Origin of the sequence: Burkholderia paludis (assembly GCF_000732615.1) — a bacterium.
Classification (GTDB): Bacteria; Pseudomonadota; Gammaproteobacteria; order Burkholderiales; family Burkholderiaceae; genus Burkholderia; species Burkholderia paludis.
In genome coordinates this window covers 1-14,983 of the sequence record NZ_JPGL01000019.1, presented here as the reverse complement: position 1 = coordinate 14,983, position 14,983 = coordinate 1, and the positions used below count along the sequence as shown (strand labels likewise).

15 protein-coding genes are annotated in these 14,983 nt (G+C 69.0%); 10 read left to right on the top strand and 5 right to left on the bottom strand.

What is annotated here, in order from left to right; genetic code table 11:
* Positions 1 to 32: 32 nt before the first annotated feature.
* Positions 33 to 824, bottom strand: coding sequence for an SDR family NAD(P)-dependent oxidoreductase (locus tag GQ56_RS0113740; protein WP_031399210.1), 792 nt, complete (start codon positions 822 to 824; stop codon positions 33 to 35).
* Positions 825 to 985: 161 nt separating this feature from the next.
* On the opposite strand from GQ56_RS0113740, the gene GQ56_RS0113735 reads away from it, so the two are divergent.
* Positions 986 to 1,492 carry a winged helix-turn-helix transcriptional regulator gene (locus GQ56_RS0113735; protein WP_031399209.1) on the top strand — a complete coding sequence of 169 codons (507 nt, stop codon included), beginning with the start codon at positions 986 to 988 and terminating at the stop codon, positions 1,490 to 1,492.
* Between the two features lie 34 nt (positions 1,493 to 1,526).
* On the opposite strand, the gene GQ56_RS0113730 is transcribed toward GQ56_RS0113735, so the two are convergent.
* Entirely contained in the window at positions 1,527 to 2,069 is a 543-nt protein-coding gene (locus GQ56_RS0113730) for a carboxymuconolactone decarboxylase family protein (RefSeq protein ID WP_031399208.1), read from the bottom strand.
* A gap of 250 nt (positions 2,070 to 2,319) precedes the next feature.
* Between GQ56_RS0113730 and GQ56_RS39340 the strand changes: the two genes are divergently transcribed.
* The 6 genes from GQ56_RS39340 (at position 2,320) to GQ56_RS40135 (ending at position 7,959) form a co-directional block, all read left to right on the top strand.
* Entirely contained in the window at positions 2,320 to 2,631 is a 312-nt protein-coding gene (locus tag GQ56_RS39340; protein ID WP_031399207.1) for a winged helix-turn-helix transcriptional regulator, read from the top strand.
* A gap of 83 nt (positions 2,632 to 2,714) precedes the next feature.
* Positions 2,715 to 3,389: an HAD family hydrolase gene (locus GQ56_RS0113720; protein ID WP_031399206.1), complete on the top strand. Its 675-nt coding sequence runs from the start codon at positions 2,715 to 2,717 to the stop codon at positions 3,387 to 3,389.
* Positions 3,390 to 3,463: 74 nt separating this feature from the next.
* Complete coding sequence (locus tag GQ56_RS40140; RefSeq protein WP_161788563.1) at positions 3,464 to 4,312, top strand: helix-turn-helix domain-containing protein; 849 nt, start codon at positions 3,464 to 3,466, stop codon at positions 4,310 to 4,312.
* A 39-nt stretch (positions 4,313 to 4,351) separates the two neighbouring features.
* Positions 4,352 to 4,840 (top strand): Dabb family protein, encoded by a 489-nt coding sequence (locus GQ56_RS0113710; protein WP_043301375.1) that lies wholly within the window; start codon positions 4,352 to 4,354, stop codon positions 4,838 to 4,840.
* Positions 4,841 to 5,192: 352 nt separating this feature from the next.
* A complete protein-coding gene (locus GQ56_RS0113700) occupies positions 5,193 to 6,350 on the top strand; it encodes an alpha/beta fold hydrolase (RefSeq protein ID WP_031399202.1) in 1,158 nt (385 codons plus the stop codon).
* A gap of 121 nt (positions 6,351 to 6,471) precedes the next feature.
* Positions 6,472 to 7,959, top strand: coding sequence for a D-2-hydroxyacid dehydrogenase family protein (locus GQ56_RS40135; RefSeq protein WP_052007257.1), 1,488 nt, complete (start codon positions 6,472 to 6,474; stop codon positions 7,957 to 7,959).
* A gap of 40 nt (positions 7,960 to 7,999) precedes the next feature.
* On the opposite strand, the gene GQ56_RS0113685 is transcribed toward GQ56_RS40135, so the two are convergent.
* The 3 genes from GQ56_RS0113685 to GQ56_RS0113675 all read right to left on the bottom strand — a co-directional run bounded on the left by GQ56_RS0113685 (position 8,000) and on the right by GQ56_RS0113675 (position 10,554).
* Positions 8,000 to 9,136 (bottom strand): patatin-like phospholipase family protein, encoded by a 1,137-nt coding sequence (locus GQ56_RS0113685; protein ID WP_031399200.1) that lies wholly within the window; start codon positions 9,134 to 9,136, stop codon positions 8,000 to 8,002.
* Between the two features lie 106 nt (positions 9,137 to 9,242).
* Positions 9,243 to 9,584 carry a cupredoxin domain-containing protein gene (locus tag GQ56_RS0113680; RefSeq protein WP_031399199.1) on the bottom strand — a complete coding sequence of 114 codons (342 nt, stop codon included), beginning with the start codon at positions 9,582 to 9,584 and terminating at the stop codon, positions 9,243 to 9,245.
* 25 nt (positions 9,585 to 9,609) lie between these two features.
* A complete protein-coding gene (locus GQ56_RS0113675) occupies positions 9,610 to 10,554 on the bottom strand; it encodes a metallophosphoesterase family protein (RefSeq protein WP_031399198.1) in 945 nt (314 codons plus the stop codon).
* Positions 10,555 to 10,809: 255 nt separating this feature from the next.
* On the opposite strand from GQ56_RS0113675, the gene GQ56_RS0113670 reads away from it, so the two are divergent.
* The 3 genes from GQ56_RS0113670 to GQ56_RS0113660 form a co-directional block, all read left to right on the top strand.
* Positions 10,810 to 12,399, top strand: a complete 1,590-nt coding sequence (locus GQ56_RS0113670) for an inorganic phosphate transporter (RefSeq protein WP_031399197.1) — start codon at positions 10,810 to 10,812, stop codon at positions 12,397 to 12,399.
* Between the two features lie 80 nt (positions 12,400 to 12,479).
* Positions 12,480 to 14,231 carry an ABC transporter permease gene (locus GQ56_RS0113665; RefSeq protein WP_031399196.1) on the top strand — a complete coding sequence of 584 codons (1,752 nt, stop codon included), beginning with the start codon at positions 12,480 to 12,482 and terminating at the stop codon, positions 14,229 to 14,231.
* Positions 14,232 to 14,242: 11 nt separating this feature from the next.
* Positions 14,243 to 14,983: ABC transporter ATP-binding protein (locus GQ56_RS0113660; protein ID WP_031399195.1), on the top strand; the 741-nt coding region annotated here is incomplete at its 3' end.

Below are 14,983 nucleotides of genomic sequence, written 5' to 3'. Positions count from 1 at the left end.
TCGGTGCGTGAGAAGAAGGGGCGGGCGTCGCTTTACGCGGCGCTGTAGCGCGCGGCGGGCAGGCCGTCCCGCGTGACGGCGTGCAGGAGGTTGCCGCGCGCGCCGTCGAACTGCTGCCACGCGCCGAGATCGTGGAGCGTCGGGAAGCAGACGGATTCCTCGTGATCCAGTGCGTGCAGCGCCGTGTCGACGAGCGTTTCCGGCGTCATGAACAGCGAGTCGGGGAACGGCGCGGACGCCTTGCCGAAGAATTCCGTGCGCACCGGCCCCGGCATGACGGCCTGCACCGCGACGCCGCGCGGCGCAAGCTCGGCGTGCAGCGACCGCGTGAAATTGAGCACATACGCTTTCGAGCCGCTGTAGCCGCCCGCGCCGGGCACCGGCATCAGCGTGACGATCGACCCGATGTTCACGATCAGCCCGCGCCCGGCCGCGCCGCAACGGCGCGCGGCCGCGAGCGAGAGCCGGGTCAGCGCGAGCACGTTGACGCGGATCATCGCGTCGACGGCCGCCGGATCGACCGACGCCGACAGGCCCAGCGCGCCGAGCCCCGCGGCATTGACGACGCCGGCGAGATCGACGGTGCCGTCGATCAGCGCCTCGACCCGCGCGACGCCCTCCTGGGTCGACAGGTCGGCGGCGACGGCCTCCGCGTCGCATCCGTAGGCGGACTGGAGCCGGTCGGCGAGCGCGGCGAGACGTTCGCGCCGGCGCGCGACCAGGATCAGGTCGTAGCCGCGCGCGGCCAGACGATCCGCATAGACCGCGCCGATGCCCGACGACGCGCCGGTTACGACGATCACACCTCGATTTTCCTGCTTCATGTACGAACCTCCTGGAAGGATGGGCTGGCAAGATTTCTGATAACTCTTATTATTAGAGTAAGTGTCGGACGATGTGCCGTCAAGCGGGGCCAGATGCGATACGATTGGCGCCGCGCGCGCGGACCTGTGCGGCGCATCGAAGTCAGGAAAGGTGATTCGCGATGAAATCCAAGAGTTTTGACGGCATGACCTGTTCGATCGCGAGCGTGCTCGACGCGCTCGGCGATCGATGGAGCTTGCTGATCGTGCGCGATCTGGCGCTGGGGCTGGCGCGCTACGACGATCTGCATCAATCGACGGGCGTGACCCATGCGACGTTGTCCGACCGCCTGAAGGCGCTCGAGGGCAGGGGGCTGATCGAGCGCCGGCTGTATCAGTCGCGCCCCGAGCGGTACGAATACCACCTGACGCAGCGCGGGCGGGACATCGGCATCGTGCTGATGGCGCTCGCGCAGGTCGGCGACGCCTGGGGGCTGGCGGAATCGAAGGCGCCGCCGCTGTGCTTCACGGAGGCGCGCTCGGGGCATGCGGTGCGGCTGGCGGCGGTCGATGCCGAGACGGGCAAGCCGGTCGACATGGCGGACCTGCGGGTGGAGGCCGGGCCGGGTGCGGACGACATCATGCACTGGCGGCTCGAGAAGACGCGCGCGCGGCGCAACGCGTCGTGACGAGCGAGTCGTGCGTGCGCCGCCGGCGCGCGGTTCATGACGGAAACCGCGCGGCGCCGGGCTCCGGCGGCAGGCGCAGCCCGTTCGTGAGGTAGCTGACGGTCCGGTAGAAGCCCGCGAGCATCAACAATTCGAGTAGTGCCTCGTCGCTGAACCGCGGGCGCAGTTCGTGCCACAGGTCGTCGTCGACGTCGCAATGCAGGTGGAGCGTGTCGCACAGCCGGATCAGCAGGCGGTCGGCGTCGTTCCAGCAGGTATCCAGGGCCGAGCCGACGGCCAGCGAGCGAACCTGTTCGCGGGTCAATCCCGCTGCCGGAGAAAACACGGAGACATGCACGCCCCATTCGTATTCGGACCGGCACAGCGCGGTGGTGCGGTCGATGACGATCTCGCGTTGGCGGATGTCGAGATGGCCCTTGTCCAGCAGGCCGGCGGCAAAGAACTTCGTGAACAGGCGCGCGTCGCGCGCCAGCGTGGTGAACAGCCGCAGCGGCGGGCGGCCCCGCATGACCCGGTCGATCGACGCGGCGATGTCGGGGGCGAACGGCGGTACTGCGCATGCGATGCGTTGAGTCATGTGAACTCCTCCATGCACGTGGCGAGCGCGTGTCAACGAGCGCAGTCGCCGATGGCCGAGCCGGTAGCGTAGGCTGCGTGCTTTAAAAAGTAAAGCACGGATGAGAAAAATGACGCTTGCCTGCGGGGCCGCTTGCGTGCGACAGTGCATCACCGCGTTGACGCAGCGCGGCGTTTGCTTTAAAAAATATAGCATGACTACACCCAGGATCGGACAACGCGTCCGCGGATCGAAGACAGGGCGGCCCATCATGGTCGTGCTGGATCTGCTCGGGCGGCGTACGACGCTGCGCATCCTGTGGGAGCTGCGCGGCGAGCCGCTCACCTTCCGCGCGCTGCAGGAAGCCTGCGACACGAACACGCGCCTGCTCAACATGCGGCTGGCGGAGCTCAGGGCGTCGGGCCTCGTCGAGCACGGCGAGGGCGGCTATGGCATGACCGCCGAGGGCCGCCGGCTCGAAGCGGCGCTGCAGCCGCTGCTGGGTTGGGCAAGACAATGGGCGAAGCGCGACCCGGAAGGGTTCGAGGCGGCCGATCGCGAGCAGTCCGGCGACGCGCGCTGACCGATCGACACGCCGGCGCGCATCGCGACGTCAATCCGGTTCATGCGGTGCGCATGAGCCATTTTTGTTTGCGGAGTGCTTTCATGTCAGTTCGGGCCGTCATATTCGATTTCGATCTGACGCTGGCGGATTCGTCCGCCGCGATCGTCGAGTGCACGGAATACGCGTTGCACCGGCTGGGCGCCGCCGGCGCGACGCCGGCGCAGATCGGCGCCGTGATCGGGCTGCCGCTGCACGAGATGTTCCGCTCGCTGACGGGGGAAGCCGACCCGGCGCGGGCCGACGCGTTCGCGCGTCACTTCGTGGCGCGCGCCGACGAGATCATGGTCCAGGGCACCCGCATCTATCCCGAGGTGCCGCCGCTGCTCGCGCGCTTGCGCGAGCAGGGCCTCGCGGTCGCGATCGTTTCGTCGAAGTTCCGCTACCGGATCGAGGCGATCCTCGCGCTGAACGCATTGCAGTCGTCCGTCGACGTGCTGGTCGGCGGGGAAGACGTGCAGCGCCACAAGCCCGATCCGGAAGGGCTCGTATTGGCGCTGGCGCGGCTTGGCCTGCCGGCCCGCTCCGCGATCTACGTGGGCGATCACGCGGTGGATGCGCAGGCGGCGGAGCGGGCGGGCATGGCGTTCGTCGGCGCGGTGAGCGGCATGACCTCATCCGACGGATGGGCGCGCGCGGGCAAGCAGTCGGTCGCCTCGCATATCGGCGAACTGGACGCGATCGTGCGCGAGATGCAGCGCGACTCTTCCGCAGCATAGGGTCGGCACGGCCGCGGGCAGCGCAGGCGCGCCGCGCGAGCCGCCCCCGGCCATCGCCGACAAGGACACCGAGCATGCCTCGCACCGCGACTTTCGACATGCGCGTCGATCATCGTCTTCCCGCCGCGCCGCTCCGCGCGCTCATCGACCGCTACTGGAGCTGGGACGGCGCGGGCATGCCGTCGCCGGCGTTGCTGCCCGTCATGCCGGGGCCCGGCGGCATGGAGATCTTCTTTCATTTCCACGCACCGTTCGAGCGCCGCTCCGTCGACGGGGCGTGCGTGCAGGCGTTGCCGCACGCGCATGTCGCGTGCGTGCGCGGCGCACCGATCCGGTTCGCCACGCCGGCGGCGCCCGGATTCGTCGCCGTGCGCGTGCGGGCGGGCGCCATTCCGAGGCTGACCGGCCTGCCCGCGACGGAGCTGGCCGATTCGGTCGTGTCCGCCGAGGACGTGTGGGGCCCGCCCGTGGCGGAGCTGGCCGAGCGCATCGCGCTCGGCGCCGGCGCGGCCGAACGCGCGGCCCTGCTCGACGATTTCTTTCTCGCGCGATTGCGCAAGCCGTCGCGCGGCAGCCGCATCGACGACGCCGTCGCGGGGCTGCTGCGGGGCGATCCGGCGCGGATCGCCGACGTCGCGGCCGCGGCCGGCCTGTGTCGCCGTCAGCTCGCGTATCGCTTCCGCGCGGCGACGGGCTCGTCGCCCGTGCGCTTCAGGCGGCTCGCGCGGCTGCAGCGCGCGCTGCGGACGATCGTGCTGGCGTCGCCGGATCGTTCGCTGACGGATCTGCTCGACGCCGGCTATGCCGACCAGGCGCATCAGACGCACGAATTCCGCGCGCTGACCGGGTTCAGTCCCGGCGAGGTGCGGCGCGCGGCGCTCGCCGGACATGCGCATTTCTACAATGCGGCGTGGCCGCGCTAGCGAATACTGGGCGTCCATTCATTTCGTACAGGAGCCGCCATGGACGCCAGCCTCACGCTTGCCGAAGCCGATCGCCAACCCGCCGCCGAGAGGCTCGGGGATGAACTCCGACAGATCGGGGTGCGGGCGTTTACGGCGGCCGGCTACCGGGTCGGCACGGTTCGCCATCTCGTGCTGCTGCGTTTCGCGGAACGCGTACCCGAATCGCTGCAGCGCGAGGCCGTCGAGGCATTCCTGGCGCTGCGCGACAGTTGCGTGCGCGACGGCCGGCCGTACATCCTGTCGATCGAGCACGGGCTGCAGGGCAGCGGGGAAGGGGCGGATCGCGGCTTCGAGCACGCGTTCCTGCTGAGCTTCGCTTCCGAGGGCGATCGCAACTACTATGTCGGCGAGCCGGTGGTCGACGACCCGGCCTTCTACGACCTTCAACACCATGCATTCAAGGCGGATATCGGCCCGCTGCTGGACCCGCAGCACGTGCTGGTGTTCGACTACACGCTCGCCGGTGCGCCGGGCGGGCACGCATGATGCGCTGATCGCGGCCGGCGATCCGGATGCGCCGCGGCATGCGCCGATGCCGCGGCATGCGGGCCGTCTGCGATGGAAGCGCGGCGCCTTTCCGGGCGAGCCGCCGGCCTGCGCGATCGCGCCCGACCGGACGGCGCGGACCGTGGCCCGTGGCCCGTGGCGCGGCTGGCGATCCGGGGCGAGGTCGCCCGGTTGGCCGCCGGGATATCGGTGCGGGTGACGGGTCGCCGCCGGCCCGAGGCAACCGCCCAGCGGGCGGCCGGCCGGACGGCTTTTCGCAACCGTCCGGCAATGCGCGACGGATTCTGCGACGATCGCCGTTAAAGTGATATCCGTCACCCGATCCGTCACCATGTCACCCATGTCCGTCGCTTTCGCCAGATTCCTGCCCTCGCGCGCGCTGCCGGTTGTCCGGGCGCTGTCGTGCACGCTGTCGCTCGCGGTTGCCGCAGCCGGCCTGCTGGGCGGCGCGCCCCCGGCCGACGCCGCCACGCAGCGCGAACGCCTCGACGCACCGGTCAAGGCCGTCGCCGACCAGCGTCTGGCCGTCGATACGCCGCAAGGCGGCGCGGTGCTGCCCGTCTACGCCGATCGCCCGCTCGACCAGGCCGCGCCCGACGTCACGCGCGTCTTCATCGTGATTCACGGCACGCTCCGCAATGCCGACGCGTACTATGCGTCGGGGCTCAAGGTGGTCGAACAGGCCGGCGCGGCCGGCCAGGGCACGATGGTCGTCGCGCCGCAGTTCCTGACGCGCGCCGATACGCGCGCGTTCTCGTTGCCCGCGCAGACGCTGGCCTGGACGCAGGAAGGATGGAAAGGCGGGGACGCCGCCCGTCAGCCGGGGCCGGTCAGTTCGTTCGCCGCGCTCGACGCGTTGCTGGCGCATTTCGCCGACCGCAGCCGGTATCCCGCGTTGTCGACCGTGGTGGTGATCGGGCATTCCGCCGGCGCGCAGTTGCTGCAGCGTTACGCGGTGGCCGGGCGCGAGGGCGACGCGCTGGCGCGCGGCGGCATCGCCGTGCGCTATGTGGTCGCGAACCCGTCGAGCTACGTGTATTTCGACGACGAGCGGCCGGACGGCCAGGTGCTCGCGGGCGGCGCCTGCCCGCGCGCGACGGAGTGGAAATACGGGCTGAAGTCGGCGCCGCCGTACGTCGCGTCGCAGGACGTGCGCGATCTCGAGACGCGCTATGTCGCGCGCCATGTCGTGTACCTGCTTGGCCAGGCCGACACGAACCCTTACACCCATTTCATCGACCGTTCGTGCGCGGCGATGGCGCAAGGCCCGTACCGGCTCGCGCGCGGGCTCGCGTATTTCGACTACCTGAAGAAGCGGCATCCGGCCGATCTCGCGCAGCAGGTCGTCGAAGTGCCGGGCGTCGGGCACGACAATCTCGGCATGTTCACGTCCGCCTGCGGGCAGGCCGTGCTGTTCGGCCAGGCGTTGCCCTCGTCGTGTCCGGTCGTCGCCGGTACCGCACCGGAGGCCCGCACGGAATCGCCGTAAGACGGCTCGAGATCCTCGCGGCGAAGGCGATCGATCAGAAAAATGCAGGAATCGACAAGATAATTTCATTTCCCTGCGGGGCGCTCCCGGTTCAGGATGACGACGTTGCCGGGAGCGCCCCATGAACATCACGATCCTCGACGATTATTTCGACACGCTGCGCACGCTGCCGTGCTTTCGCAAGCTGGACGGGCACGCGGTCACGGTCTGGAACGACCACGTGCAGGATGTCGACGTGCTGGCGGAACGCCTGCGCGACACCGAAGTGCTGGTGCTGATCCGCGAACGCACGCAGATCCGCGCGCCGCTCGTCGCGCAATTGCCGAGGCTGCGGCTGATCAGCCAGCGCAGCGTCTATCCGCACATCGACATCGAGGCGTGCACCGCGCACGGCGTGATCGTGTCGTCGAACCAGCACGCCGGCACGCCGTCCCATGCGGCGGCCGAGCTGACGTGGGGCCTCGTGCTCGCCGCGATGCGCCGGATTCCGCAGCAGATGCGCGCGCTGCAGGCCGGCCGCTGGCAGATCGGCGTCGGGCGGACGTTGCGCGGGCGCACGCTGGGGATATACGGCTATGGCCGGATCGGGGCGGAGGTCGCCCGGTACGGCGCCGCGTTCGGGATGAACGTGCTGGTCCTGGCGCGCGAAGCGTCGCTGCAGCGTGCGCGCGACGACGGGTGGAACACGGCCCCGGACAAGCGTGCGTTCTTCGAAACCTGCGACGTGCTGTCGCTGCACATGCGGCTCGTGCCGGCCACGCTGCGCCGGATTCCGCAGCAGATGCGCGCGCTGCAGGCCGGCCGCTGGCAGATCGGCGTCGGGCGGACGTTGCGCGGGCGCACGCTGGGGATATACGGCTATGGCCGGATCGGGGCGGAGGTCGCCCGGTACGGCGCCGCGTTCGGGATGAACGTGCTGGTCCTGGCGCGCGAAGCGTCGCTGCAGCGTGCGCGCGACGACGGGTGGAACACGGCCCCGGACAAGCGTGCGTTCTTCGAAACCTGCGACGTGCTGTCGCTGCACATGCGGCTCGTGCCGGCCACGCGCGGCATCGTGACGGCCGACGATCTGGCCCGGATGAAACCCGGCGCGCTGTTCGTCAACACGAGCCGTGCGGGCCTCGTCGCGCCGGGCGCGCTCGAGGCGGCGTTGCAGGCCGGCCGGCCCGGGATGGCGGCGGTGGACGTCTACGAGACGGAGCCGCTGCGCGATCCGCGGCATCCGCTGTTGCGTTGCCCCGATGTCGTGTGTACGCCGCACATCGGCTACGTGACCGAGGACGAATACGAGACGCAGTTCTCCGATGTGTTCGACCAGATCGTGTCCTTCGCGGCCGGGCAGCCGATCCACGTGGTCAACCCGGAGGTGCTGGCGCGCGACACGGCGTCGATCGAGCCGCTGATCCTCGACCTGCTCGAATGGATCGGGCGCGGCACGCGGCCCTACGAAGAAGTGATCGATGCGTGGCGGACGTCGTGCCCGCGCCTGCCGGTATGGGAGGAAGCCTGCGCGCGCGGCTACGTGATCCGGCACCCCGCGCATGGCGGTGGGGCCCTGGTCGAGGTCAGCGCGGCCGGCCGCGCGCGCCTGCAGGCCGCTCGCGGCTGAGCGCGGCGGCCCGGCCGGCGTGCGGCGGCGGCGCCGCGCGTCATGCGGGCTGTTGCGTGCCGGGCGGTGCGCTGGCGTCGAATACCGTCAGGCCTTCGGTCGGGTCCGTCGGCAGGTCCCACGGACGGGCGGCAATGGCCCGCTGCGCGGCCTCGTAGCCGGCCTGCCGGCGGGCGGCGATGCCTTCCGGCGTGAAATCGATGTCCTTCAACTGATTGTCGCCGGCGAGCCGCGGCGCCGCGAGCTTGACCAGATGCATCGTGGTTTCGCATCCCCACGCGGCCAGCCGGTGCACGGCGGGCGACGCGCGTTCGGCTTCCGGCACGTGCCGCACCAGTTCGCGGATCACATGACGCAGCCGGTGGATCTGCTGCTGGCGTGCGATGTGGCTGTCGGTGCGGCTCGCGTACTGGATGTCCTTCTGCCGCTCCGACACCTGCCAGATGCTTTCGGGCTCGGGGCCGGCCGGATTCCACACCTGTACCGAGAAGATGATCGAATTGCGGCGCGGGTTGTCGTCGAGCACCACTTCGACCGGCGTATTCGAATACACGCCGCCGTCCCAGTACGGCTCGCCGTCGATCCGGATCGCCGGGAACGCGGGCGGCAGCGCGCCCGAACTCATGATGTGTTCGAGTCCCAGCCGGGTCTCGCGCGAATCGAAATAGCGCATCGTGCCCGTGCATGCGTTGACCGCGCTGACGGTCAGGCGCGGGCGGCCCGCGTTGAGCAGGTCGGGCTCGATCAGCGACGCGAGCGTCTCGCGCAGCGGCGCGATCCGGTAATACGACGCGCGATCGACGCCGAGGCGCACCATCGGCCCGAACCACGACGCCGGATTGGGCTGGAAGAACCCCGCGATGCCGCCGCCGATGATCATCAGCTCGGCCAGCGTCCGGTCCCAGCCGGGCAGCAGCGGGGCGTCGAAACGGGTCCGTTCGGTCACGCGCTGCCAGAACGCCGACAGCCTTTCGTGGCGCCGCTCCAGCGGATTCCCGGCGATCAGCGCCGCGTTGATGGCGCCGATCGACGTGCCCACCACCCAGTCGGGCCGGATGCCGGCTTCGTCCAGCGCCTGAAAGACGCCGAGCTGGAACGCGCCCAGTGCGCCGCCGCCCTGGAGCACCAGCACGACCTGCCCGGGAAGATCCATGCGTGCCGGCTGGCTTGCGGTCATGGCGTGCCTCGCTGTGTATGACGGTGGGTCGGAGCCGAACGGTTCGATTCAGTTTAGGCGATCGGCGGCGGGGGGCGCTCGCCGCGCGCCCGCGTGATGCGCCGCGTCATTCGACGGTGATCGTCTCCTTCATGAACGGATGAATTCCGCAGAACACCTTGTAGACGCCGGGCTTGTCGAAGCGGAACGAGTAGGTCTCGCCCTGGTCGAGCGCCTTCGAGTGGAAGAGGCCGGCATCGTTGACGACGGTGTGCGGCTCGCCGTCGAGGTTCTTCCACGTGACCGTCGCGCCGGCCTTGATCGTGGTCGACATCGGCGAGAACATGAAATTGCGGATCGTCACGAGCGGGCCGTCCTGGCCTTGCGCGAACGCGGTGAGCGGCGCGCCGGCGGCGGCCACGCACAGGAGCAGCGCCGCGACGGCGCCGGTGGGCTTGAAGCGGGTCATGTCGGTCTCCTCGAGCAGCGGCGCATCAGGCCAGCGTCGCGTCGTGCAGCGCCGAAGCGGCGGGGTGGCCCGCGAATTCGACGGTCGTCACGCCGAGCATCGCGGGCAGCCGGTCGCGCGGCACGGTCAGCGGGACGGGGCCCGGGCCGTTGCCGGCCGTCGGCTGCGGGAACGCGGTGGAGCGCGCCGTGTGGAACGTCACGTTGCCCTCGACCTTCGACACGATCTGATGAATGTGCCCGTTCAGCACGGTGACCGACCCGAAGCGGCGCAGCAGCGCCATCGTCTGCGGCGCGTCGCCGGTTCCCCAGCCCCACGGCTCGTAGACGGTCCACATCGGCATGTGCGAGAACACGACGATCGGCGTGCTCGACGTGCGGCCCTCGAGATCCCGCGCGAGCCACGCGAGCTGATCGTCGCCGAAGCTGCCGAGCCCGTTCGGCTTGAAGTGCATCACGTTGACGAGGCCGATGAAATGCACGCCGGCGTGATCGAAGCTGTAATAGCCGCGGTTGTCCGACGCCTTGCCGAACCGGCCGAAGTACTCGGCGCCCGAGCCGTCGGTGACGTCGTGCTCGCCCGGCACCGTGTGCAGTTCCGGCACGCGCAGCGCCGACAGGAGCTGCGATGCCCGGTCGAATTCCTCCGGCTTCGACAGGTGCGTGATGTCGCCGGTATGGATGGCCAGCGCGGGCATGGCCGGCATCGCGTTGACGAGTTCGATCGTCTGCCGCAGCGTGGCCGCCACGTCGGGATTCGCTTCCTTGTTGAAGCCGATGTGCGTATCGCTGATCTGCACGAACAGCGGCCGGCCCGCGTCGGCCGGGCGGGCGTCGCCGGTCTGCGCGAGCGCGAGGTCGAACGGCGTCAGGATGCCGCCCGACAGCGTGAACAGCGTGCCGAGCCCGCCGAAGGCCATGCATTGCAGGGCCTTGCGGCGCGACGGGCGGGTGGGGGTCGATGAAGACATGTGAGCCTCGCAATCGTATGACGGAACCGGACGGCCGGATCGTCCTGGAATAAGCCGGCGCCTTCGCCTGCGATACCGGCGCGACAGCGGATTTATTCCCGCGCGTTACACGGCCGGATGCCCGTGTCCGGGGCCTGCGCGGGCATGCGGGACGTCGGGGTCGCGTACCGTCAATGTCCTGTAAGTGACACGTCACATTTACGTCACGATCGACCGATAGCCTGCCACTCCGAGTTACCTCTCCGGAGCCCCTTCATGCCGAATCTCGCGGCAACGGAAGCCGGCGGCGCGGTCAGCAGCCGCACGCGCAGCATCAGCCTCGCCCTGTTTTTTCTGATCATTGCGTGCGGCATCGTCTATGTCGGCATTCATCTCGTTTCCGACCTCAGTCCCGTCAAGGAAAGCTCGGTCCTCCCGTTCCTGCTGCTGATCGTCGCGCTGCTGATCGCGCTCGGCTTCGAATTCGTGAACGGCTTTCACGACACTGCGAACGCGGTCGCGACCGTCATCTACACGCATTCGCTCGATCCGCACCTGGCGGTCGTCTGGTCGGGCCTCTGGAACCTGTGCGGCGTGCTCGTGTCGAGCGGCGCCGTCGCGTTCGGCATCGTGCAGCTGCTGCCGGTCGAGCTGATCCTGCAGGTCGGCAGCGGCGCCGGCTTCGCAATGGTGTTCTCGCTGCTGATCGCGGCCGTCACGTGGAACCTCGCGACCTGGTATTTCGGGCTGCCGTCGTCGAGCTCGCACACGCTCGTCGGCTCGATCATCGGCGTCGGCCTGATGAACCAGATCGTCAACGGCCCGTCGGGCACCAGCGGCGTCGACTGGAACCAGGCGCTCGGCGTCGGCAAGGCGCTGCTGTTCTCGCCGCTCGTCGGCTTCGTGCTGTCGGCGCTCGTGCTGCTGCTGCTGAAGGCGCTCGTGCGCGTGCCCGCGCTGTACCAGGAGCCGAAGGGCAGCAAGCCGCCGCCGTTCTGGATCCGCCTGCTGCTGATCCTGACCTGCACGGGCGTGTCGTTCGCGCACGGCTCGAACGACGGGCAGAAGGGCATGGGGCTCATCATGCTGATCCTGATCGGCGTGATGCCGACCGCGTACGCGCTGAACAAGGCCGTGACGCCCGACCAGGCGAGCACGTTCGTCGCGGTGGCGCGCCATGCGTCCACGACGCTGGCCAGGTACGCGGACCCGGCCGAGCAATCCGCGCATCCGCGCGCCGACGTCGAGGCATACGTGCGCACGCACAAGCTGACGCCGGCGACGATTCCCGCACTGGGCAAGCTCACCGACACGATCGCCGACCAGGTCGCGCAGGCCGGCGGAATCTCGAGCGTGCCGCAGAACCTCGTCGACAACGTGCGCAACAACATGTACGTCGCGTCCGAGGCGATCCGGCTGATGGAGAAGGCGAAGGCGCCGGCGTTCTCGGTCGAGGACGCGAGCGTGCTCGACGCCTACAAGCAGCAGATGGACCGTGCGACGAAGTTCATCCCGACGTGGGTGAAGGTCGCGGTGGCGATCGCGCTCGGCCTCGGCACGATGGTCGGCTGGAAGCGGATCGTCGTGACCGTCGGCGAGAAGATCGGCAAGTCGCACCTGACCTACGGGCAGGGCGCGTCGGCCGAGGCCGTCGCGATGCTGACGATCGGCATGGCCGACGCATACGGGTTGCCGGTGTCGACGACGCACGTGCTCGCGTCGGGCGTAGCCGGCACGATGACGGCGAGCGGCTCGGGCCTGCGCTGGGATACCGTGCGCAACCTCGTGCTTGCCTGGGTGCTGACGCTGCCCGCGTCGATCGCGCTGTCTGCCGCCCTGTACTGGGCGCTGCACGGACTGTTCTGACCGCGCCGGGGGGCGCGATGTCCGGCCGTGCGGCACGCGGCCGGTCCCATCGATTTTTCATTCAACACAAGACGCTACCGATGGATATCAGTTTCGATCCGAACCGCACCGCGAACGCCTCGGCGTGGCGCGTGCTACCCAACCGCTGGGATGCCGTCGCGTTTCCGCTGATCATCTGCCTGCTCGCGATGACGATCATCGGCTTTCACCAGACGATGGCGCCGATCGGCGTGCTGCAGACGCAGAAGATCTCGCTCGATCCGTCGAACCTGCCCGAATATGCGCTGCGCACCACGTTGCGGATGCTCGCGGCGATGGTCGCGTCGCTCGTGTTCACGCTGATCTACGGCACGCTCGCGGCCAAGAGCCGCCGCGCGGGCATGGTGCTGATCCCGATCCTCGACATCCTGCAGTCGGTGCCGGTGCTCGGCTACATCTCGTTTACGGTCACGTTCTTCATCGCGCTGTTCCCGGGGCGCGTGCTCGGCGCGGAGCTCGCGGCGATCTTCGCGATCTTCACGAGCCAGGCGTGGAACATGACGTTCAGCTTCTACCAGTCGCTGCGCACGGTGCCGCGCGACCTGCACGAGGTGTCGCGCGGCTTTCACCTGACCGCGTGGCAGCGCTTCTGGAAGCTTGAGGTGCCGTTCTCGATGCCGGGCCTGATCTGGAACATGATGATGTCGATGTCGGGCGGCTGGTTCTTCGTCGTCGCGTCGGAGGCCATCACGGTCGGCAACCAGACCATCACGCTGCCGGGGATCGGCGCGTATCTCGCGCAGGCCATCTCGGACAAGAACCTCGGCGCGGTCGGCTGGGTGATCGTCGCGATGACGGTCGTGATCCTCGCGTACGACCAGCTGTTGTTCCGCCCGCTCGTCGCGTGGGCCGACAAGTTCCGCATGGAAAACACCGCATCGGGCGACGCGCCGCAATCCTGGCTGCTCGACATGATGCGCCGCACGCACCTGATCCATCAGCTGCTCGTGCCGGCCGGCTGGCTGCTGTCGCAGGCCGCCCGCGTGCCGCTGCGCCTGCCGTCGTTCAAGGGCGTCGTGGCGCGCGGCCCGGTCAGCCGCCGGTCGTCGCGGATCGGCGACGTCGTCTGGGGCGTGCTGGTGATCCTGCTGACCGTATACGTCGTGTGGCGCGTCGTCACCTTCGTGGCGACCGGCGTGACGATGACCGAGGTCGGCCACGTGTTCGTGCTCGGGCTCATCACGCTGCTGCGCGTCCTGTTGCTGATCCTGATCGCTTCGGTGATCTGGGTGCCGCTCGGCGTGTGGATCGGGCTGCGCCCGGCGCTGGCCGAGAAGATCCAGCCGCTCGCGCAGTTCCTCGCCGCGTTCCCGGCGAACCTGCTGTTCCCGGTGTTCGTGATCGTGATCGTCCGCTTCCACCTGAACGCGGACATCTGGCTGTCGCCGCTGATCGTGCTCGGCACGCAGTGGTACATCCTGTTCAACGTGATCGCGGGCGCGATGTCCTACCCGAACGACTACAAGGAAGTGACGAAGAACTTCCATATCCGCGGCAAGCAATGGTGGCGGCAGGCAATCCTGCCCGGCATTTTCCCGTACTACGTGACGGGCGCCATTACCGCATCGGGCGGCGCATGGAACGCGAGCATCGTGTCCGAGTTCGTGCAGTGGGGCGATACGAAGGTCGTCGCGCACGGCCTCGGCGCATACATCGCGCAAACCACCGCCGCCGGCGATTTCCCGAAGATCATCCTGGGCATCGCCGTGATGTCCCTGTTCGTCACCCTGTTCAACCGTCTGCTGTGGCGCCCGATGTACGCCTATGCGGAATCCCGGCTCCGTCTCGATTGAGAGTAAGCGCGATGCAAAATCCGAATGTTGTGAATGCCCCTGTCCAGACGAACCAGCCCGCCCAGCCGCCGCGTCTCGGTGAGGAGATCCTGCGCGTCGATCACGTCTGCCGCGGCTTCAACAAGTCGCAGGGCGAGCTGCTGGTGCTCGACGACGCGAACCTGTCGCTGCGCGAGGGCGAGATCGTCGGCCTGCTCGGCCGCTCCGGCTCCGGCAAGTCGACGCTGCTGCGGATCATCGCCGGCCTGATCGAGCCGACCGGCGGCGAGGTGTCCTATCTCGGCAAGCCGCTGAACGGCCCGGCCGAAGGCGTTGCGATGGTGTTCCAGACCTTCGCGCTGTTCCCGTGGCTCACGGTGCTGCAGAACGTGGAGGCCGGCCTCGAGGCGCTGGGCGTCGACGCGCGCCGGCGGCGCGAGCGCGCGCTCGCCGCGATCGACCTGATCGGTCTCGACGGTTTCGAGAATGCGTACCCGCGCGAGCTGTCGGGCGGCATGCGCCAGCGCGTGGGCTTTGCGCGCGCGCTGGTGGTCGATCCGACGATCCTGCTGATGGACGAGCCGTTCTCGGCGCTCGACGTGCTGACGGCCGAGACGCTGCGTACCGACCTGCTCGATCTGTGGACGCAAGGGCGCATGCCGATCAAGTCGGTGTTGATCGTCACGCACAACATCGAGGAAGCGGTGTTCATGTGCGACCGCATCCTCGTGCTGTCGTCGAACCCGGGCCGCGTGATCGCCGAGATCAAGGTG